This is a genomic window from Paraburkholderia terricola (genome assembly GCF_900142195.1).
Lineage (GTDB): Bacteria > Pseudomonadota > Gammaproteobacteria > Burkholderiales > Burkholderiaceae > Paraburkholderia > Paraburkholderia terricola.
On the sequence record NZ_FRAB01000019.1, the window covers coordinates 91,233 to 111,342 of the forward strand.

The window sequence follows — 20,110 nt, forward strand, 5'->3', positions numbered from 1 at the left end:
TTGAGCCGATGCCGGAGCCGGAACCGATACCGAAACCGGAGCCGATGCGCCATAAGCCGCCGCCAAGGACTCGCTCAAAGACCGACCCAAAGACCGGCTCAAAGACCGACCCAAAGAATCAGCCAAAGCCCCCGCCAAAACCACCGAACCTGAAGCCGAAAACGACGACGAAACCCGTGCCATCCCCGCACGCCGGTTGAAAAATGAATCGATCATTCGGAGGCCGCCAGAGCGCCCTGCAGGCGGCGCTGTTGCTGGATTACGTTGTCGAGCGCGTCGGGCGAGATCACGCCGCGCGCCACCATGTAGTCGCCGATCCGGCCGTGCCGGTCCGGGCGGTAGTCCTGCATCGCCGCTTCGAACGCCTCGCGGCGCACGTGGCCGTGCTCGATCAGCAGATCGCCGATCAACGGCACGCTGCGCGCCGGCACGGGCATGGCCGCGGACTCGCCCGCGGCGCCGCGTGCCGCCGCGCCCTCGCCTTCCGGCCAGCCGATCGCGACGCCGCGCAACAGACGCAGCCCCGCGGCGATCTCGCCTTCGCGGACGATCTCCTGCTGCACCGGCCCGCCCGCCAGCGCGCCCAATTCCGCGACCACCGGCTCCGCCAGCGGACTCGCGGTCAGCAAGATCGTGCGCCCGCCCGCCTCGTCGGCCTGCGGCAACACGCGATGCCGCACGATCGCCTCGAGCGGCAGCCGCGCGGCGTCCGCCTGAACGCGTTCGACGTCCAGCCGGCCACGCGGCAGATCGGACTGGAAGGCGATCGCTTCGGCGAGCGTTTCCTCGTCGAGCCAGCCCTTGGCCATCAGCACGCGGCCGAGCGGCGCCTCGCGCGCATGGCTTTCGCCGAGCGCCTGTTCGAGCTTGTCCGGGTCGATCGCCTGCCACGACAGCAGCAATTCGCCCAGGCGCTGGCGTCGATTATTGAAGCCCTCCGCGGACGGAAAGTCGTGCATGGTCTTGTCCCATGCGAGCCGCTTGCCCGTCACCAGATGCGTGATGAACATCTTCCATGCGCGCGAGACGGCCATGAAATTGACGAAGTTGCCCACCACCATGCGCGGCACCGACAGCACGCCATGCTCCCAGCCGTACAGCCGGGTCACGAAGTAGATCCGCTGCACGACGCGCAACACGAGCGCACAGCCGTTGGCCCACAACAAGCCTTGCAGCCAGGCCGAATCGGCGAACGGCGAAGCGATCAGTTCCGGCATCCAGCCGAGCAGACCCGCGCCGGCGAACAGCAGGAACTGCGCGACCAGCACATACGCGAGAATGCCGACGAAGGCCGTGACGATCCCCTTGCGGTCACGGAACAGCAGATAGCGATTGGTGAGCGAGCCGGTCCAGCCGGTCTGCTTCCACCCTTGCAAACCGATGCCGAGCGTCCAGCGCGCGCGTTGCCGGTAAGCGGTGCGGAACGTATCGGGAAAGAATTCGCGCACGCACAGCGGCATCGTCACGGTGATGTCGCGTTCCTTGCCGAAGCCGAACCACGCCTTGCGGCGCGTCGCGAACTGCACCGGAAAGCGCGCGAAAATCGACTGCATGCCCATCTTGCCCAGACGCGCGCCGACGTCGTAGTCCTCGGTCAGGCTCTCCGTGTTGAACGGCTGGTTGTCGGTCTCGGCGATCAGCCCGAGCAGCGCGCGCCGCGAAAAACAGGTGCCCACGCCCGCCGAGGGCACCGAGCCCACCAGGCTCTCGCGCACCACGAGATCTTTCGCGTGCCATTCGGCGAACTCGTCCATATAGGTGCCGGCCACGAGTTCGAACCAGTTGCGCTCGAGCGACGCCACCGGCAACTGGATCATGTCCTTGCGCGGCAGCAGGTAGTTGAAAAAGCGCAATTCCACCGGATGCAGCACGTCCTCGCTGTCGTGCAGCACCACGCCCGCGAACTCGATGCCGGCTTCCTTCTCGTACTTGAAGATCGCCTGGATTACCCAGTTCAGGCAGTCGGCCTTGCAGGTCGGACCGTCGTGCGGCACTTCCACGCGGCGCAATTGCTTGTAGCGGCGGCGCATGCGTTCCACTTCGGCGATGGTCTGCGGATCGTTCTGATAGGTGCCGACGAACACCACATAGTTGCGGTAATCCATCACCCGCACCATGTCCTCGATCATGGCCGCGACCACGTCGTACTCGTGCCACGCGGGCACCATGATCGCGATCGGCTGCTCGTCGCGCTGATACAACTGCGCGGCGGTGAGCGGCTTATAGGCGCGCTGCACCGTCAGGCGGCGATAAAGCAGCCGGGTCCAGTACCAGAGATCGATGAACAGATCGTCGAGACTCGACAGCAGGATGATGAACGCCACCGCCGCCGCGGCGTATTCGAGCCCGTGGTAGTAATGGGCGACCGCATAGCCGCCATACCATTCGATCAGCGCGAGGCTCACGACTTGTCCTGATGCCTGCGGCGCGCCACGTTGGCGATCAGCAGCAGGACGAGCAGCAACGCGACGAGCGCGGCCGGCACGCCCCAGCGCACCCAGCCCTGCATGAACCACGGACCGTGCACGTCGCTCGCGTCGACCACCTCGCCCGGATGGCGCGTGTCGAACTGGCGCAGCGTGCCGCTCGCGTCGACGATCGCGAGGTCGCCGCGCGAGAGCCGCAGCGAGGCCGGCAGGATCGCCGCCGTGTCGCCCACCGTGCGATACGCGATGCCCGACACGTTGCCCGACCTGACCGCCTCGATCACGCCGACGCGGTTCAGACCCGACACGTCGGCGAGCATCTTGCCGGACGCGTCGGTGAGCGACAGGCGGTCTTTCGACAGACGCGCGACGCTCTTCTCGTCGGCGAGCGCGACGTCGGCGGCGAGGAAGGCGCCCTTCGGGCTCACCGCCTCGCCCTCGCGCGCGACGGTGAAGCTCGCGCGCGTCGGCGCGATGCCGCTCGCGTTCGCAAGGCGCGCGACACGCGACAGCACCAGGGTCGCGTCGTCGAGATACGAGGCCGGCACGATCACGTTCGCCTCCGACGCGAAGCGCGCCACCATGCCGGTGAAGTCGTCGTCGACCTTGGCGGCGGCGAGCGTCAGATGACTGCTCGGCAACACCGCGACCGGATGGCTCAGGCCGCGCTGGCAGCCGGCTTCCGGCTGGCGCTGGAACACCACGCGCAGCAGGTTGTTCGGCGCGAGCGCGTAATGCGGCACGCGCGCCTCGATGCGCTGAGGCTTGCCGTCGGCGCTGAGCAGTTGCGAGCCGATCAGCACGTCGTTGAAATACACCGAGGCGGTCTGCGCGCTGTTGCCGGGCGTGGGCGACGCGGCCACGTCGAGCACCACCGTCGACGGCAGCTTGCCGTTGCCGGACGCGGCGCCGAGGTCGAAATTCGCGTCCCAGGTGGCGCGGCCTTGCACGTCGAGCGTGCGCGGCTGGCCGCCGAGCAGCGACAGCGCGATTTCATCGCCGTGCGAATTCGGCGCGGTGTCGATCTGATGGACCACGAGACGGCTCGCCACGTCGATCGGACGCCACGTGCGCGCGAGCAGCGCCACCGCGTCCTTGTCGCCGAGCACGATCGCGGTTTGTCCGCCGAGGTGCGCGACCCGCACTTCGCCCGGCGAGAGCGGCTTGGCAACGGCGTCGAGCGCGCGGGCACGCCATGCGTCGAATGCTTCGGCCGCGCCGGGGGCCGCGCTCGCCACCTGCTCGCGCAACGCGTCGAGCGTGCTCTTCAGCGTGCCGCGCAGCGCATCGTCGACGACGATCACGTCCGGCGCGAACGCCGCGCGCGGCGTGAGCGCGACCAGCGCGCCGGCTTCCGCCGCATTCGCCAGCTTGTGCGAGCCGCCCGCGGCCAGCGCGGCAAACGCCGGAATCGCGCGCAGCGGCGCGGGCACGTCGATGTCGCTCAAATCGACGGTGTCGCCCACGGCGGGCCAGGCGCGCGTCAGCGGCGCGCGGCCTTCGCGTTGCAGCAGCGCTTCGACGCGCCAGCCGGCATCGAACGCCGGCGCGCCCAGCGTGCGCGCGCCGAGCATCACGACCGGCTTCTGCGGCAATGCGCTCCACGCGCCGCGCAGATCGACGATCGCGTTCGGATCGTAGCGATAGGTCAGGCGCGAGGTCGGCGCGATGCGCCAGAGGTTGCCGATCGCGGTCTGGTCGGTGCACACGTCGTCGCTCAACACCGACGACCAGTCGAGCCCCACGCGCACGAAACCGCTCGGCCGCGCCGCGCCGTCCACGCCGAGGCTCGCCGAGGCGTCGCCCTGCTCCTGGGTCGGACTGCGCGACAGCACCGGCGAGCCGTCGAGCGACACCAGCAGGGTGGTACGCCCGCCGTTGCCGCGCAGATAGCCGCCGTCGATCTGCAACGACGCATCGCTCAAGGGCACGCCGGCCGGCACCGGCAGATACAGTTCCTGACGCGCGTCCGGCGCATGCAGCACGACCGGATCGCGCATGCCGAGATCGGCCAGCGATACGGTGCGTGTCGCGAGACGTCCGCTGCCGAGTTGCGCGAAACTGCCCGCGACGTCGGCCGGCTGTTGGGCGTGCGCGGCGGCGGCCAGCAACAGCAGCGCGGCGAGCGCGTTCGGGCGGGCGCGCGTGAAGCGGCGCATGGGCGTATCGGAGGTCACGTCGGAGATCACCTGGTTTTGTCTCTTGATTGGCGCGCAAGCGGCGAAACCGGATTGCGCGGCATGGATAGTCTGGAACTGGTCTGGAACGGTCGGCCCGGCGCTGCGCCAGTCTTTGCGTTGGATGTCCTCGCTCGCGGCGCTAGTGGGACGGCGAGCGAATCCCTGCAATAACGGCACCGCGGGGCGTTTCCTGAACCCCGCCGCGCATTCCGCGCGTATCTTTGCCTTCGCGAGATGCGCCGCGTTCGGCATATACGCCGGCAAATGCACATGCACACGCACAACGAACACCAACCGCCATTCTCGCGCCTCGCGCTCGGACAGCGGCGTCCCGCTTCTCTTCTCTACTGCACAACGCCAGGCAGCGGCACGCGCGGCACATAAGGCATTTCGCCGATGCCGCCGCTCGCGAATTCCTCGAACGGACGTCCGCTCAGCGCCGCGACGATCCGCTCGGAGGCATGGCCGTCGCCGTATGGGTTGACGCGATGCGCGAACTCGTCGCGCTCGCTCGCGTCTTCGAGCAAGCCCGTCACCGCGCGCACGATCGCCTCGCGCGCCGTGCCGACGAGGCGCACCGTACCCGCCGCCACCGCTTCCGGCCGCTCGGTCACGTCGCGCATCACGAGCACCGGCTTGCCGAGCGCGGGCGCTTCTTCCTGCACGCCGCCCGAGTCGGTCAGGATGATCGTGGCGCGCTGCATCAGGCGCACGAAGCCGAGGTAATCGAGCGGCTCGATCAGATGAACGTTGCGCGCGGCGCCCAGCGTTTCCTGCACGGGACCGCGCACGTTCGGATTCAGATGGACCGGATAGACGATCTGCACCGCATTGGTTCGGGCGAGATCGGCGAGCGCCGCGCAAATGTTGGCGAAGCCCGCGCCGAAGCTCTCGCGCCGATGGCCGGTGACCAGCAGCAACGGCAGCGCGCCGTCGAGGAACGGCAGGCGCGCGTCGAGTTCGGCGCGCAACGCCGGGTTCGCGGCGATACGCGCGGTGGTGAGATTGAGCGCGTCGATCACGGTATTGCCGGTTACGATCACCTTACCGTGCAGCGCTTCGTGCGCGATGTTCGCCTTCGAGCTCGCGGTGGGCGCGAACATCAGATCGCTCACGAGGTCGACCACGCGGCGATTCATCTCTTCGGGCCAGGGCTGCACGAGGTTGCCGGTGCGCAGCCCCGCCTCGACGTGGCCGATCGGAATGCGGCGATGAAACGAGGCAAGCGCCGCCGCCGACGCCGTGGTCGTGTCGCCGTGCACCAGCACGCGATCCGGCTTGACCGTGGCGAGCACCTCGTCGAGCGAGGCGATCAGACGCGACGCGAGGCCGTTGAGCGTCTGGTTGCCGGTCATGAGGGCGAGATTGTGATGCGGCACGATCTCGAACAGATCGAGCACCTGATCGAGCATCTGCTGATGTTGCCCGGTGACGCAGACCACCGATTCGAGGTCGGCGCTCGCTTCCAGTTGCTTGACGAGCGGCGCCATTTTGATGGCTTCCGGCCGCGTGCCGAAAATCGACAGAATTCGCGTTGGCATGGGTCCTCGTTCTTCTTGAACTCGGTGGATGGAGGGCGATGCACCAGGCGCGATGCATGGATACCGCAGGCGTACTGCGGAAGAATTCTATCGCGTATTTCCGCCGTTTCCGTGGCGGATTTTCACTGGATTCGCGAATCGCGCAGCGGGCCGTGGCACAGCCATTGCTGCTCTTCGTTCGCCGGCAAACAACCCGTCGAGGCACACGATGCCGAGGACGAGTCGCCGTTTTCAAGTCTCAATCCAGCACATCCACCGGTGGGAGGCCCCATGCTTCGATACGCTGCAATCTTCTTCGTGATCGCGATCATCGCCGCTGTATTCGGCTTTGGCGGCGTCGCCGCGGGCGCGGCGGAAATCGCGAAGGTTCTGTTCTTCATCTTCGTGGTGATCTTCCTCGTCACCTTGTTGATGGGCTTGATCCGACGCTGACCACCGCGTCGGCCGCGCGGGCGCGAAGCGCTTGCGCCGGCGCGGCTCGCGGCGGCCGCATTGCAATATTTGCCACACGGTCTTGCAATAGCTGCCGCCCGCGCCGGGTTTTACCGTTTCGCGCCCGCGATGCGAGCGGGAAATGGCGGTATTCCGATGAGTGCGGAGCGTGTGGAGTGGCGAGGAGTGCGAGCGCGGCGACGCTGAATCTCACGCCGCAGTACGGCTCGGGCCGCTGACCCGACGCCGGATTCAGGAGAAGTTTTCCGCTTCGTAAATGCGCCGCCCCGCGGCATCTTTCGCGCCGAGGATCGGCTCGAAATCGATCGGCCATTCGATGCCGATGTCGGGATCGCTCCACAGGATGCAGCGCTCCAGTTCCGGGAACCAGTATTCGGTGGTCTTCCACAGGCATTCGGCGACGTCGGAGAGCACCACGAAACCGTGTGCGAAGCCCGGCGGCACCCACACCTGCCGATAATTGGCCGCGCTCAGATACGTGCCGGACCATTTGCCGAAGTTCGGCGAATTGAGCCGCACGTCCACCGCGACATCGAACACTTCGCCGATCACCACGCGCACGAGGCGGCCTTGCGGACGCTGCACCTGATAGTGCAAGCCGCGCAGCACGCCGTGCACCGCGCGCGAATGACGGTCCTGCACGAAGTTGAAATCAGGCGCGACGTCCTCGATAAACTCGTCCGCGCTGAAGCTCTCGAAGCAGAAGCCGAATTCGTCGCAAAACACCTCGGGCTCGATGAGCTTGACCTCGGGCAACGCCGTCGACATTACGTTGTTGCCCATTGCCACTGTGCTCGTAAGAAGCCTGCCCGGCGAACAATGCGGCCCCGGGGGGGCCGCGTGCAAACAGTCATGAAGCAGTCAGGAAGCGCGCCGCCGACGCGGCGCCTGCCTCGCGAATTACACCTTGGTCTACACCTCGGTCGCCACGCGGCTGCGCGCCCGATACTCGGTGGGCGAGAGCGCCATGCGCTTGCGAAAGATCTTCGCGAGACGATCGCCGTTGCCCGTGCCGCTGCGGCGCGCGATTTTATCGACCGGCAATTCGGTTTCCGTCAGGAAGTTGCAAGCAATGCGCAGCCGCACCTGCAGCAGATAGTCCGAGGGTGTGACGTGCATTTCGTGCTTGAAGCGCCGCAGGAAATTGCGCTCGCTCATCGCCGCCACCTGCGCGGCGTCGGCAACAGACACCTGACGGTCGCAGTTCGCCTCCATCCAGCGCGCGGCCGCACGAATTTTTTCGGCCACGCTGAGCGTGCCGCCTTCCGCCTGCAGCGGCACCCATGTCGCCGCCATGCCGGGCATCACGCGGTCGGCGACCCGGCGGGCCAACTCCGCGCCGAGATCGCGCTTGATGAACATCAGCGCGCTGCGGGCGCACTCGTCGCGATCGCTGGACGCGGCCTCGGCCGCGACGCCGCCCAGATAGCGGGCCGCTTGCAGCGCGTCGTGGTCGGTGGGGCCGGCGGCTTCCAGCACGAGCCGGCCCTCGCCGATCGTTTCGATCGCGCGGGTGCGCATTTGCACCGAGCGCAGCCAGCCCAGCAAGCGCTCGTCGCGCGCCGCCGCATGTGCGCCGTAGCCGCCCGCGATGAACAGCACGTCGAAGCCGCTGCCGTAGCGCGTGTCGATCCGGTCGGTCCAGATTCGCGCCAACGAGGAACTGGCGACGCTGCCGCCTTCCATCGACAGAAACTGCACGTCGTAGGGCGGTTCTTCGCCGGCATGCGAGTCCGCCAGTTCGTTGGCGGTCTGGAACATCTCGACGACGGTGCCCGGCCCGAGCAGCCAGAAACCGTCGAACAGCAACACGCCGATTCGCCGCGCCACACTCCGCAAATTCGGAGCCGGCGTATGTAACCAGGTAACCCTCGCAGTATCAAGGTGCATATGCGGCATGATGTTTCCTCAAACTGTCGTTCGTTGTGGACCCATTGCTCCGCCGCCGGCTTATACGTCCAAATGAATTAGACGGCTTAAACCGCGGGCAAAGCCGATTAGCGGATTATGCGTGATGTTAGCGGAACGAATGGCTATAGTAAAACTTAAAATCAAATCACCATCGGCAAACGCAATGTATGAAGAAAACCTTGATCCGGCGTTTGATATAGCCGGCCGGGGCTGATGGCGCGACAGCGGCCGTTGGTCTTGCGTTGGTTTCGGACAACACCCGGAGAGCCGCATGGCGCCTGGCTTTGCGCCATCGTCCGGGCGGCTTGCACGACGCCGAAGCACGTGAGGCGCGACAGTGCCGGCTCACCGGGCCCATCGAAAAGTGTTTCACATCTGAACTCCGGAATCCGGCGATTAATAGCGATTCAATCCGGCGCTTATTCGCAAATCAGGAATTTATCGGCATTATCATCGCCCTCGCTCCGCTTATTACCGAATCACCGGAATCGGGCATATTCGGAAATATTTTCAGAGCGATCAAAAACGTTTCTAAAATGAAACATCCGGCGTTTTCAAGTCTGATTAATCGGCGGCGCAAATAAGGTCAGACGAAAATCCGGGCGCGGCGGTGATCGACAAAACCCTGCGCCCGCATGCCGCCGTCACGTCATGCGCGATTCGTCGAGCGCCGCGCCTTCCGCCGCCGCGTGGCGTGCGCGCCGCTCGCCGCGCTTGCGGCGCAGTTGCGCGAGACGCTGCCGGCCGTGCGTCAGCGAGGCGACCGCATGAAACGCGAGCGGCGCGAACACCAGCCCGAACAGCGTGGCGGCCAGCACGCCGCCGAACACGCCGGTGCCGATCGAGCGGCGGCTCTCGGCGCCCGCGCCGCTCGACACGACCAGCGGCACGACGCCGAGCAGAAACGCCGCCGAGGTCATCACGATCGGACGGAAACGCGCGCCGGCGGCGTCCGTCACGGCACGCGCCAACGGCACGCCGCGCCGATGCAGATCGCGGGCGAACTGCACGATCAGGATCGCGTTTTTCGCCGCGAGGCCGATCACGGTGATCATGCCGACCTTGAAGTACACGTCGTTGGGCAGGCCGCGCAGCAGCACCGCGGCGACGGCGCCGATCACGCCGAGCGGCACGACCATCAGCACCGCGAGCGGGATCGTCCAGCTTTCGTAGAGCGCGGCCAGCGCCATGAACACCGCCAGCAGCGACAAGCCGATCAGCAACGGCGTGAGCCGCGCGGCCACGGTTTCCTCGCGGGCCGCGTCGACCCAGTCGTAGCCGATGCCGACCGGCAACGCGGCGGCGAGCCGCTCCATCTCCGCCATCGCGGCGCCGGAACTGTAGCCGGACGCGGCGTGGCCGCTCACGTCGAGCGACGGATAACCGTTAAAGCGCGTCAGCATCACCGGACCGATGGTCCATCGGCGCGCCGCGATCGCCGAGAGCGGCACCATGCCGCCCGTCGCGTTGGGCACGGCGAGCGCCAGCAGATCGTCGTCGCTCATGCGCGCGGCGGCGTCGGCGGCGATCATCACGCGGCGCATCCGGCCGCCTGCCGGGAAGTCGTCGATATAAGTTGAGCCGAAGGTGCTGCCCAGCACCTCGGCGATGCGGTCGAACGACACGCCGAGCGCATACGCCTTCGCGCGGTCGACGACGAGTTCCACACGCGGCGCGTCCGGCAGCGCCTCCGAGTGCACCGAGGCCAGCACGGGACTCGCCCTGGCCTGCGCGAACAGTTGCTCGCGCGCGGCCTTCAGCGCGTCGAGCCCGACTCCGCCGCGATCTTCCAGGCGGAAAACGAAACCGTCCGAATGCCCGAGGCCCGGCACCGAAGGCGGCAGTTGCGCCTGCACATCGCCATCCATGATCTTGTCGAACTTTTCGTTGAGGCTGTCGCGCAGCGCGAGCGCGCCGGTGCCGCGCCTGTCCCAGTCCTTCAGTTCGACGAAGGCCATCGCCACGTTCTGCCCGCTGCCGGAGAAGCTCCAGCCGATCACGCTCGTGACGTTCGCGATGCCCGGCTCGCCGTGCAGGATGTTTTCCATGCGCTGCACGACGGCCAGCGTGCGTGCCTGCGTCGCGCCCGCGGGCAACTGCACCAACACCTGTAGCTGGCCTTGATCCTCGCTCGGCAGGAAACCGCCCGGCATCCGCGCATAAAGCACGCCGCAGACGCCGACCAGCACGACGTAAATCGCGAGCATCGGTCCGATACGGCGCAGCGTGCGCGCGGTGAGGCCGCGATAGGCGTTCGCGGCGCGATCGAAGCCCGCCGTGAAGCGGCTCGCCGCGCGCGCGGCCAGGCCCGCCACACCACGCCGCGCGTCGCGCTGACGAACCGCTTGCCGCTGCGGCTTCAGCAGATTCGCGCACAACGCGGGCGTCAGCGACAACGCCATGAACGACGACACCAGCATCGACGCGATCATCGCCACCGCGAACTGCCGGTAAATGCCGCCGACGCCGCCCGGAAAGAACGCCATCGGCACGAACACCGCCGTCAACACCGCGGTCACGCCGACAATCGCGCCGCCGATCTGCGACATGGCTTTGCGCGTGGCCTCGCGCGGCGGCAGGTGCTCTTCCTCCATCACGCGATGCACGCTCTCGACCACCACGATCGCGTCGTCGACGAGAATGCCGATCGCGAGCACGAGGCCGAACATCGTGAACACGTTGATCGACAGGCCGCACGCGTACATCGCGAGAAACGCGCCCATCAGCGTGACCGGAATCACCACGGTCGGCACGAGCGTGTAGCGCAGATCGCGCAGGAACAGCCACATCACGAAGAACACCAGCGCCACGGCTTGCGCGAGCGTGACGAGCACTTCATGAATCGCGATCTGCACGAAATGCGCGTTGTCGAAAGGGATTTCGACGGCGACGCCGGGCGGCAAGCCTTTGGATAGTTCGGCAAGACGCGCGCGAATCGCGTTCGACGTTTCGAGCGCGTTGCCGCGCGGCCCGAGTTGAATGCCGACCGTTGCCGCGGCCTTGCCGTTCAGCCGCGACCAGAACGCGTAGTTGTCGCGCCCGAGTTCGACCCGCGCGATGTCGCGCAGGCGCACCGCCGAGCCGTCGGGCCGCGCCTTGATGACGATCTGGCCGAATTCGGCCGGCGAGATCAGTTGCCCTTTCACGCTCACCGAGGCCGTCAATTGCTGGCCCGGCACGAACGGCGCGTCGCCCAGCGTGCCCGCCGTCACGGCCGCGTTTTGCGCGGCGATCGCGGCGTTGACTTCGGCGGCGCCGAGGCCGTACTCGCGCAGCTTCATCGGATCGAGCCAGATGCGCAGCGCTTCGTCGGCGTCCCAGAGTTGCGCGGAGCCCACGCCCGGCGCGCGCTTGAGTTCGCGCAACACATAGCGGCTCAGATAGTCGCTCAGTTGCACGGAGTCGCGCGTGCCGTCCGTGGAGGTGAGCGCGACCAGCATCAGGAACGTGTTGGCCGACTTGAACACGGTGATGCCCTGCTGCACGACCTGCTGCGGCAAACGCGGCTCGACCTGCTTGAGGCGGTTCTGGATGTCGACGAGCGCGAGGTCGGGATTGGTGCCGGGCGCGAAGGTCGCGTCGATTTCGAGCTCGCCGAGGTTGTCGCTGGTTGTCTGGTAGTACAGCATGTTGTCGGCGCCATCGAGGCTTTCCTCGATGATGCTGCCGACGTTGGCGTCCACCACTTCGGTCGACGCGCCCGGATACGTCGCGGCAATGACGATGCGCGGCGGCGCAAGACGCGGATACTGCGCGACCGGCAGCAGCGGAACGGCCAGCGCGCCCGCCACGACGATGGCGAGCGCGACGATCCACGCGAAGACCGGGCGGTCGATGAAGAAGAAAGGCACTTAGCGGTCCGGGGTGGGCGGCTCGAAGCGCGGGGCGTCGACGAGGCGAGCCATATGCAGCGCGTCGGCCAACACTCCGTCGCGCAGGGCATAGGCGCGCGAGCGGCCTTCTTCGACAAAGCCGAACTTGCGATACAGCGCGATCGCCGGTGCGTTGTCGACGAACACCCTCAGTTCGATGCGCCGCAATCCGAACGAGCCGTCGGCGGCTTCCGTCAGCGCCCGCAGCAGCGCGGTGCCGACGCCGCGCCCGTGGAACGCATCGTGCACGACGAGACCCAGTTCAGCGCTGTGCGCTCGGCTCGGCCTGTAAATGTGGAGTCCCGCTTGCCCGACCATGCGGCCGTCCAGCCACGCGCCGACATTCAGCGTGTCTTTCAGCCGGCGCTCGTGCCAGGCGCGCAGGTTTTCAGCGCTGCGATAGCCGATGGTCAAAGTGCCGCGCCGCACCTCGGGTTGACTCATGACCTCGGCAAATTCGTCGATATCGGACGGTTCGAGCGCTCGCACCGTGATGCGGTTCTCCACCGCTGCATGAGTGGCTTGCAACGTTTCTTCTTGCATGGCTTTATTCCGCTGCGATGGGGGTCGCCGATTGCGTCGCCCTGTGCATCGACATCAGCGGCGCGGCGTCGCGCAACCGCGCCATGAAATAGCAGTCGATCAGCACGCCGCGGCGCAACACCGCGCCGCGCTGCCGCGCCTCGATCTCGAAGCCGAACTTGCGGTACAGCGCGAGCGCCGCGTGGTTGTCGGCGAATACGTGCAACTCGACGCGGCGCAGGCCGAGCCAGTTGTCAGCCAGATCGAGCAGTTCAGTCATCAGCGCATTGCCGATGCCGCGCCGATGCCATGCGTCGTGCACGCCGATGCCGATCGAACCGGCATGCGAGCGGCGTCCCTTCAAAGGCGTCAATTCCGCTTCACCAACCAGCGTGTCGCCGATGATCGCCGCGATCGCGATCTCCGTGGGCTCCAGTTTTTCGAGGTACTCGCGGGTACTGGCGAGCGTTCGAAATGGCGCGTGCGGATTGCCGTTGACCACCGCCGGCAACTGCTGCATGGCGTGGAACTGCTCGGCGTCGGCGGGGCGCAGTGCGCGCAGCGTCAAGCCCTCGGGTGTGCTCTCGGGTTTTTCTGTTTCGAGGTGTTGATCCATACGCTCACAACGTCAATTCAAACGATCTCACCAGAATGCCGGGCAATTGCATGCCGCCCGTGGCGCGCTCGCCCCAGGTCGAATCGCTCAACAGCAATTCCGCTTGCGCGCCGAGTTGTTCGAGTTCGCTGCCGAGCAAACGGTACAGGCTGTCGTCGAAGCGCATCGCCTCGAGCGGCGCGACGATCTCACCGTCCTCCACCCAGAACGTCGCGAAGCGCGTCATGCCGGTGAGGCGGCAATTCATCCGGTCGGAGAAATTCACGTACCACAGGTTGCCGATATAAAGACCGGTGCCGAGTTTCGCCAGCACGTCGTCTTCGGGCAGATCGCCGCCTTGCATCGAGAGCGCCGCCGGCGACTCGCTCGCCAAGGCGCCGTTCGGCGTCAAACCGTATTCGCGCGCGCTGCGTGCGTTGGTCAGGCATTCGGCGCTGCGGCCGGCCTCGATCAACGGCACGGTGTCGCGCAGATAGCCGTCGTCGTTGAAACCGGGTGTGATGCCGAGCGTCAGATCCTCGCTGATCGTCACGCGCGGGTCGAGCGCGATTTCTCCCACATGCAGCTTGTACAACTCGCTGCGCGAGCTTGCCTGGGCGCGCGCGGAGAAGCCGCTCCATGCAGCCGTGCCGAGCAATTCCGCGAGCGCCGCGGGCGCCAGATACGCGCGGTAACGCCCCGGCGGCAAGGCGCGCGGCGTGCGCGCGAGCACGCCGAGACGGCTTGCCGCCTGTTCGAGCTTGTGCGCGAACACGGCATCGCTCCAGTCGTCGCCGGCGTAAGCGGTCTTGATCGCGCGGCCGCTCGGATCGTAGAGCGACCAGCTGAAATTGAAGTTGTCCACTTCGTACCAGCCACGGCTGCCGCTCGTGGATGCGAAGCCGCGCACGATGGTGCCGCCCGCATAGAAGCCCACGAAATCGAGCCCCCGCGCGCATTCGGCAACCGTGCGCAACAAGCCGTCCGGGTCCGGCAGCTTGCCGGAGCGCTGCGTGCTTCGCTGCCATGCCGATGTGTCGAACAGCAGATGCGGATCGTCCGCCGCGCCGCGCAAGCCTTCGCGCAAGGCGGCGAGCGCCGCGCTGATTTCGTCGAGATCCTGTTGCGGATCGCCGCATACGGTCAGCGTCGAATAAGCCTGGCGCGCGCCGTCGATCAGGCGCAAGGTCAGCTTGCCTTGCGACACGCTGCCCGTCTGCCGCACCTTGCCGCCATTGAAGCGGATGAAGTCCGACTGTTCTCCCGCGAACGAACTGAGCGTGGTTTCCGCGCCTTGCCGCAGGCGCTCGATCGCATCGGCGAGCAAGGTGAAGTGCCACTGCCAATCCACCGACGTGGCGGCACGCGAGGACATGAACTGGCTCATCAGGCGCCTCCGAACACGTCGACGTTGCTGAACACGCAAGCCGGCGACGCATGGCCCACGCGAATGATCTGCGCGGGTTCGCCCTTGCCGCACATCGACGTGCCGTACACCTCGCGCGTGGCCGCATTGCCTACCGCGCTCAGGCTGCGCCAGAAATTCGCCGAGATGCCGCGATAGTTCGGCTGCTTCACCACTTGCGTGAGCTTGCCGTTCTCGATCAACTGGCCGAATTCGCAGCCGAACTGGAATTTGTTGCGATGGTCGTCGATCGACCAGGACGTGTTCGTGCGCATCAGAATGCCGTGCTCGATGTTGCCGATCATCTCGTCCAGCGAACTCGCGCCGGGCTCGATGTTGAGATTCGCCATCCGGTCGATCGGCGGCCGGTTCCAGTTCGACGCGCGCGAATTGGCGACGCCCGGCATGCGCGCGCGTTGTTGCGACAGCGCGCCGCCGAGCGGACGTTCGAGCACGCCGTTGCGGATCAGATACTGCTTGTGCGCCTCGCTGCCGTCGTCGTCGAATGCGTAGGACGCGGCTTCCTCGCGCAGTTCGGGATCGAACGTGACGTTCAGCAATTCCGAGCCATAGCGATACGAGCCGAACATCTCCTGCTTCACGAAGCTCCAGCCCGCGAAGTTGCGCTCGTCGCCGAGAATCCGGTCGAGTTCGAGCGGATGCCCGATCGACTCGTGAATCTGCAACATCATCTGATCGGGCATCAGCAGCAGATCGCGCTGGCCCGAAGGACAATTCGGCGCGGCCAGCAATTGCAGCGCCTCGCTGGCGACGCGCACACCCGCGCCGTCGAAGCCGAAGCGCGCCAGCACTTCCACGCCGCCCTGCGCGAGCGTGCCGTAGTTGCCGCCGAGCGTGCGCACCTGGGTATCGCCGTTCGCGTGCGCGGCCACGCTCAGTTGCGGCATCAGGAAGCGGAACTGCTGGTCGATGCGCACGCCGTCGCCGGTCATGTATAGCTGGTCGGTATGGATGATCTGCACGGACGCCACGCGCTCGACGATCCGTGCATCGAGATTCGCGCTCGCGCATTCGGCGCCCAAACGGTCGAGCCATTCGGCGCGGCCCGGCAGCGCACGTTGCGCGTTCGGCGACAGGTAGTGCCCGCTCGCCGTGGGCCGCGCCACCTCGCGATGATCGATCAGCGACACCGCCGCGCTCGCCTCGGCGCGCGCGGTGGCGATGTCGAGCGCGGCTTGCAAGCCGGCCGCCGAGAGATTCGCGGTGGCCGCATAGCCCGCTCCCGCGCCCACCCACGCGATCAGCATCGCGCCGCGGTCGCGCACCGAGCGCAGCGGCTGCGCGACGTCGTTGCGAATCTCGTGGTCGTCGATCTGTTCGTCGACAATGCGCAGCGACCAGAAGGCCGCGCGGCTCTTCAGCGTGCGGGCGGCTTGCGCCCAACGTTCGTCAATCATTGGCGGTTTCCGTATGAGTCGCCATCACGCCCGGCTGCGCGACGGTCAGCGAGGACGCCAGCAAAGACCGCGTATAAGGATGCGACGGCGCGTGCAGTACGTCGAGCGTGTCGCCGGCTTCGACAATGCGCCCCGACTTCATCACGATCACGCGATGCGCCATGGCTCGCATCACGGCGAGATCGTGCGTGATGAACAAAAAGCTTAGCTTGTACTTTTTCTGCAGATTTGTCAGCAGGTTCAGCACCTGTTTCTGGATCGATACGTCGAGCGCGCTGGTCGGTTCATCGAGCACGATGAGTTCGGGCTGCACCGCGAGCGCGCGCGCGATCGCAATGCGCTGACGCTGCCCGCCGGAGAATTCATGCGGATAGCGCAGCATCGCGTCGGCGGGCATACCCACCTCTTCCAGCAAGCTGCCCACGCGGGCGCGCCGCGCCTTCGGGTTCACTTCGGGACGATGCACGGCAAGCCCTTCGCCGATGATCTGCTCCACCGTCATGCGGGGCGACAGCGAGCCGAACGGGTCCTGAAACACGACCTGCATGCGCGCATAGAGCGCCCGGCGGGACGTCGCGGTCTTGAGCGTCGACAACGGCATGCCGTCGATATGAACGTGGCCCGCCGCCGGCTGCTGGAGGCCGAGCACCGCGGCGGCCAGCGTCGATTTGCCGGACCCCGATTCGCCGACGATGCCGAGCGTCTCGCCGCGCCGCACGCTCAGATCGACTTCATGCACCGCGCGAAATGTCGAGCGCCTGAACATCGAACGCCAGCCTTTCGCGGACGTGCTGTAGTCGACGGCGAGCCCCTGCACTTCGAGCAGGCGCCGCGCGCCGGCTTCGACCGGTTCGATTGCGCGTTGCGGCTCGCTGTCGAGCAGGCGTTTCGTGTACGGATGCCGCGGATCGGCGAACAGCGCTTCGGTCGTATTGGTTTCGACCAGCACGCCTTTCTCCATCACCGCGACGCGCTGCGCGAAACGCTTCACCAAATTCAGATCGTGCGTGATCAGCAGTACGGCCATGCCGCGGTCGGCGGCTTCCTGTTCCTGCAATGCGAGCAACAGATCGACGATTTGCTGGCGCACGGTGACGTCGAGCGCGGTGGTGGGCTCGTCGGCGAGCAGCAAACGCGGACGGCACGCGAGCGCCATCGCGATCATCGCGCGCTGCCGCTGGCCGCCCGACAGTTGATGCGGAAAACTGTCGATGCGCCGTTCCGGCTCGGGAATGCCCGTGCGCCTGAGCAACTCGATGCCGCGCTCGCGCGCCGCGTTCGGCCGCAAGCCTTCGTGCAGGCGCAGACTTTCGGCGATCTGCTTGCCGATCGTGAAGAGCGGATTGAGCGCCGTCATCGGCTCCTGAAACACCATCGCCACATCAGCGCCGCGAATGCCGCGCATCTGCTGCTCGGTTTTTTGCAGCAGATCGTCGCCGTCGAGCAAGATGCGGCCGCTCAATTCGGCTTGCTCCACGAGACGCAAGATGGATAACGCGGTCACGCTCTTGCCCGAACCCGATTCGCCGACCAGGGCCACGCGCTCGCCGCGCGCGATCGAAAGGCTCAATTCATGCACCGCGATCGTGTCGCCGAAACGCACGGAGAAGCGGTCGACTTCCAGCAAGGGGCGGCTCGGCACTGCATCGCTCATCGCGGACCTCCGCCGAACGCCGAACCGCGCGAGCGCGTGTCGAGCGCATTGCGCAACGCGTCGCCCATGAAGGTCAATAGCAGCAGCGTGATCACCAGCGCGGCGAACGCCGACATCGAGATCCACCACGCGTCCAGATTGTTCTTGCCTTCCTGCAGCAACTCGCCGAGGCTCGGCGTCGGCGGCGGCACGCCCAGGCCGAGAAAGTCGAGGCTCGTCAGCGAGAGAATCGCCGCGCTCATGCGAAACGGCAGAAAGGTGATCACCGGCGTGAGACTGTTCGGCAATACATGACGCCACATGATCTGCCAGTTGCCGAGGCCCATCGTGCGCGCCGCCTTCACGTAATCGAGCGAGCGGTTGCGCAGGAATTCGGCGCGCACGTAGTCCGACAGCACGAGCCAGCCGAACAACGAAAGCAGGATGAACAGCAGCCATAACGTCGGCTCGAAGATCGACGCGAAGATGATCAGCAGGTACAGGTCGGGCATCGAACTCCAGATTTCGATCAGACGCTGGCCGATCAGATCGGTGCGTCCGCCGTAAAAACCCTGCACGGCGCCCGCCGTCACGCCGATCACCACGCCCGAGACGGTCAACGCCAGCGCCATCAATACCGACAAGCGGAAGCCATACAGCAAACGGGCGAGCACATCGCGGCCGTACTGATCGGTGCCGAGCCAGTTGCTCGACGTGGGCGGCGCCGGATACGGATGCGCGGCGAAATAGTCGATGGTGTCGTAGTGAAAATGATTCGGCGGATAGATCGCGAAGTTGCCGTTCGATTCGAGCCGCGAACGGATATACGGATCGAGGTAATTTGCGCGCGCCGGAAAATCGCCGCCGAACAGGGTCTCCGAATAGTCCTTCACGATCGGAAAATAGTAGTGGCCGTCGTAGCGCACGACGAGCGGGCGATCGTTGGACAGCACCTCGCCAAGCAGGCTGACGACGAACAGCGACGCGAAGATCACGAGGCTCCAGTAGCCCAGGCGCTGCCGCCTGAAGCGCAGCCACGTGCGCCGCCACGGCGACGGCGATGCCGCGTGCGCCGCGCCGGAGGCGTCAGCGGTCCAGGCGGTTGAATTGGATGCGGGGGTCGACGAGGACATAGCAGACGTCAGCAATGAGTTTGGTGATGAGGGCGATCAGCGTGAACAGAAACAGCGAACCGAGCACCACGGGGTAATCGCGGCGAATCACCGAGTCGTAGGAGAGTTGGCCCATGCCGTCGAGCGAGAACAGTGTTTCGATCAGCAGATTGCCGTTCAGGAACGCGCCGACGAAAGCCGCCGGCAAGCCGGTCAGCAACGGAATCGCGGCGTTGCGCAGCACGTGTTTCCACAGCACGTCGCGCTGCGGCGCGCCCTTCGCGCGCGCGGTCAGCACATACTGCCGGCCGATCTCTTCCAGAAAAGTGTTCTTGGTCAGAATCGTGACGATCGCGAAGTTGCCGACCACCGAGGCCGTGACCGGCATCACGATGTGCCACAGATAATCCAGCGCCTTGCCCAACGCGCTCAACTCGCCGAAGTTATCCGACGTGAGGCCGCGCATCGGAAACACCTGCCAGAACGTGCCGCCGCCGAACAGCATCAACAGCAGGACGCCCAGCACGAAGCCCGGAATCGCGTAACCGGCCAGCACCAGCACGCTCGTCACGGTATCGAAGCGCGAGCCGTTGCGCACCGCCTTGGCGATCCCCAACGGCACCGAGATCAGATACGTGAGCAGCACGGTCCACAGGCCGAGCGTGACCGAGACCGGCAGCTTCGAGCGAATCACCTGCCATACGCTGTCGTGCTGATAGTAGGACTGGCCGAGGTCGAACGTCGCGTAGTGCCTGAGCATCAGCAGATAGCGTTCGAGCGGCGGCTTGTCGAAACCGAACTGTTTCTTGATCTGCTCGATCTGCTGCGGATCGACGCCCTGGCTGCCGTGATAACCGCCGCCGCCCGCCCCGGCCTCTCCGCCACGGCCAGTGCCGTGGCGGAGTTGCGTCATCACCTGTTCGACCGGCCCACCCGGCACGAACTGCGTGACGACGAAGGTCAGCGTGACCACGCCGAGCAGCGTGGGCACCATCAACAGCAATCGTCTGAGAATGTAGGCAAGCATGCTGTTCCTCTGTCG

At 66.2% G+C, this 20,110-nt stretch carries 15 protein-coding genes; 2 read left to right on the forward strand and 13 right to left on the reverse strand.

Annotation, left to right across the window (positions count from 1 at the left end):
- Nucleotides 1-212: 212 nt before the first annotated feature.
- From BUE39_RS18085 to wecB, 3 genes are all read right to left on the reverse strand, one after another.
- A complete protein-coding gene (locus BUE39_RS18085; RefSeq protein ID WP_073430088.1) occupies nt 213-2,405 on the reverse strand; it encodes a glycosyl transferase family protein in 2,193 nt (730 codons plus the stop codon).
- Nucleotides 2,402-4,585, reverse strand: coding sequence for a cellulose biosynthesis cyclic di-GMP-binding regulatory protein BcsB (locus BUE39_RS18090; RefSeq protein WP_073430119.1), 2,184 nt, complete (start codon nt 4,583-4,585; stop codon nt 2,402-2,404). Before BUE39_RS18090 ends, BUE39_RS18085 begins: the two co-directional genes overlap by 4 nt.
- A gap of 365 nt (nt 4,586-4,950) precedes the next feature.
- Entirely contained in the window at nt 4,951-6,147 is a 1,197-nt protein-coding gene (wecB, locus tag BUE39_RS18095; RefSeq protein WP_073430089.1) for a non-hydrolyzing UDP-N-acetylglucosamine 2-epimerase, read from the reverse strand.
- A 270-nt stretch (nt 6,148-6,417) separates the two neighbouring features.
- Here wecB and BUE39_RS18100 point away from each other — a divergent pair, with 270 nt between their 5' ends.
- The gene (locus tag BUE39_RS18100) at nt 6,418-6,579 is read left to right on the forward strand and encodes a DUF1328 domain-containing protein (protein ID WP_073430090.1); all 162 of its coding nucleotides are present in this window, start codon (nt 6,418-6,420) and stop codon (nt 6,577-6,579) included.
- Nucleotides 6,580-6,831: 252 nt separating this feature from the next.
- Here BUE39_RS18100 and rfbC read toward each other — a convergent pair whose 3' ends face one another.
- Together rfbC and BUE39_RS18110 are read right to left on the reverse strand one after the other, a co-directional pair.
- On the reverse strand, nt 6,832-7,383 hold the full coding sequence (gene rfbC / locus BUE39_RS18105; protein ID WP_073430091.1) for a dTDP-4-dehydrorhamnose 3,5-epimerase: 552 nt from the start codon (nt 7,381-7,383) through the stop codon (nt 6,832-6,834).
- Nucleotides 7,384-7,512: 129 nt separating this feature from the next.
- Entirely contained in the window at nt 7,513-8,499 is a 987-nt protein-coding gene (locus tag BUE39_RS18110) for a GlxA family transcriptional regulator (RefSeq protein ID WP_073430092.1), read from the reverse strand.
- A 296-nt stretch (nt 8,500-8,795) separates the two neighbouring features.
- On the opposite strand from BUE39_RS18110, the gene BUE39_RS34255 reads away from it, so the two are divergent.
- Nucleotides 8,796-9,095, forward strand: a complete 300-nt coding sequence (locus BUE39_RS34255; RefSeq protein WP_143031945.1) for a hypothetical protein — start codon at nt 8,796-8,798, stop codon at nt 9,093-9,095.
- Nucleotides 9,096-9,155: 60 nt separating this feature from the next.
- Here BUE39_RS34255 and BUE39_RS18115 read toward each other — a convergent pair whose 3' ends face one another.
- Genes BUE39_RS18115 through BUE39_RS18150 form a run of 8 tightly spaced genes read right to left on the reverse strand, consistent with a single transcriptional unit; the run spans nt 9,156 to nt 20,095 of the window.
- Nucleotides 9,156-12,362, reverse strand: coding sequence for a multidrug efflux RND transporter permease subunit (locus tag BUE39_RS18115; protein ID WP_073430093.1), 3,207 nt, complete (start codon nt 12,360-12,362; stop codon nt 9,156-9,158).
- Nucleotides 12,363-12,926 (reverse strand): GNAT family N-acetyltransferase, encoded by a 564-nt coding sequence (locus BUE39_RS18120; protein ID WP_073430094.1) that lies wholly within the window; start codon nt 12,924-12,926, stop codon nt 12,363-12,365.
- A 4-nt stretch (nt 12,927-12,930) separates the two neighbouring features.
- Nucleotides 12,931-13,521, reverse strand: a complete 591-nt coding sequence (locus BUE39_RS18125; RefSeq protein WP_073430095.1) for a GNAT family N-acetyltransferase — start codon at nt 13,519-13,521, stop codon at nt 12,931-12,933.
- A 4-nt stretch (nt 13,522-13,525) separates the two neighbouring features.
- Nucleotides 13,526-14,887 (reverse strand): TldD/PmbA family protein, encoded by a 1,362-nt coding sequence (locus tag BUE39_RS18130; protein WP_073430096.1) that lies wholly within the window; start codon nt 14,885-14,887, stop codon nt 13,526-13,528.
- On the reverse strand, nt 14,887-16,323 hold the full coding sequence (locus BUE39_RS18135; RefSeq protein ID WP_073430097.1) for a TldD/PmbA family protein: 1,437 nt from the start codon (nt 16,321-16,323) through the stop codon (nt 14,887-14,889). The genes BUE39_RS18130 and BUE39_RS18135 overlap by 1 nt, the downstream gene beginning before the upstream one ends.
- Nucleotides 16,316-17,977, reverse strand: a complete 1,662-nt coding sequence (locus BUE39_RS18140) for an ABC transporter ATP-binding protein (protein ID WP_073430098.1) — start codon at nt 17,975-17,977, stop codon at nt 16,316-16,318. Before BUE39_RS18140 ends, BUE39_RS18135 begins: the two co-directional genes overlap by 8 nt.
- Nucleotides 17,974-19,089, reverse strand: a complete 1,116-nt coding sequence (locus BUE39_RS18145) for an ABC transporter permease (protein ID WP_073430099.1) — start codon at nt 19,087-19,089, stop codon at nt 17,974-17,976. Before BUE39_RS18145 ends, BUE39_RS18140 begins: the two co-directional genes overlap by 4 nt.
- Complete coding sequence (locus BUE39_RS18150) at nt 19,043-20,095, reverse strand: microcin C ABC transporter permease YejB (protein WP_073430100.1); 1,053 nt, start codon at nt 20,093-20,095, stop codon at nt 19,043-19,045. Before BUE39_RS18150 ends, BUE39_RS18145 begins: the two co-directional genes overlap by 47 nt.
- Nucleotides 20,096-20,110 lie beyond the last annotated feature (15 nt).

Bases quoted from the DNA above. Each gene is read 5' to 3' on its own strand.
- BUE39_RS18090 (WP_073430119.1), bottom strand. From the start codon at position 4,585: ATGCGCCGCTTCACGCGCGCCCGCCCGAACGCGCTCGCCGCGCTGCTG.
- wecB (WP_073430089.1), bottom strand. From the start codon at position 6,147: ATGCCAACGCGAATTCTGTCGATTTTCGGCACGCGGCCGGAAGCCATC.
- BUE39_RS18100 (WP_073430090.1), top strand. From the start codon at position 6,418: ATGCTTCGATACGCTGCAATCTTCTTCGTGATCGCGATCATCGCCGCT.
- rfbC (WP_073430091.1), bottom strand. From the start codon at position 7,383: ATGGGCAACAACGTAATGTCGACGGCGTTGCCCGAGGTCAAGCTCATC.
- BUE39_RS18110 (WP_073430092.1), bottom strand. From the start codon at position 8,499: ATGCCGCATATGCACCTTGATACTGCGAGGGTTACCTGGTTACATACG.
- BUE39_RS18120 (WP_073430094.1), bottom strand. From the start codon at position 12,926: ATGCAAGAAGAAACGTTGCAAGCCACTCATGCAGCGGTGGAGAACCGC.
- BUE39_RS18125 (WP_073430095.1), bottom strand. From the start codon at position 13,521: ATGGATCAACACCTCGAAACAGAAAAACCCGAGAGCACACCCGAGGGC.
- BUE39_RS18130 (WP_073430096.1), bottom strand. From the start codon at position 14,887: ATGAGCCAGTTCATGTCCTCGCGTGCCGCCACGTCGGTGGATTGGCAG.
- BUE39_RS18135 (WP_073430097.1), bottom strand. From the start codon at position 16,323: ATGATTGACGAACGTTGGGCGCAAGCCGCCCGCACGCTGAAGAGCCGC.
- BUE39_RS18140 (WP_073430098.1), bottom strand. From the start codon at position 17,977: ATGAGCGATGCAGTGCCGAGCCGCCCCTTGCTGGAAGTCGACCGCTTC.
- BUE39_RS18145 (WP_073430099.1), bottom strand. From the start codon at position 19,089: ATGTCCTCGTCGACCCCCGCATCCAATTCAACCGCCTGGACCGCTGAC.
- BUE39_RS18150 (WP_073430100.1), bottom strand. From the start codon at position 20,095: ATGCTTGCCTACATTCTCAGACGATTGCTGTTGATGGTGCCCACGCTG.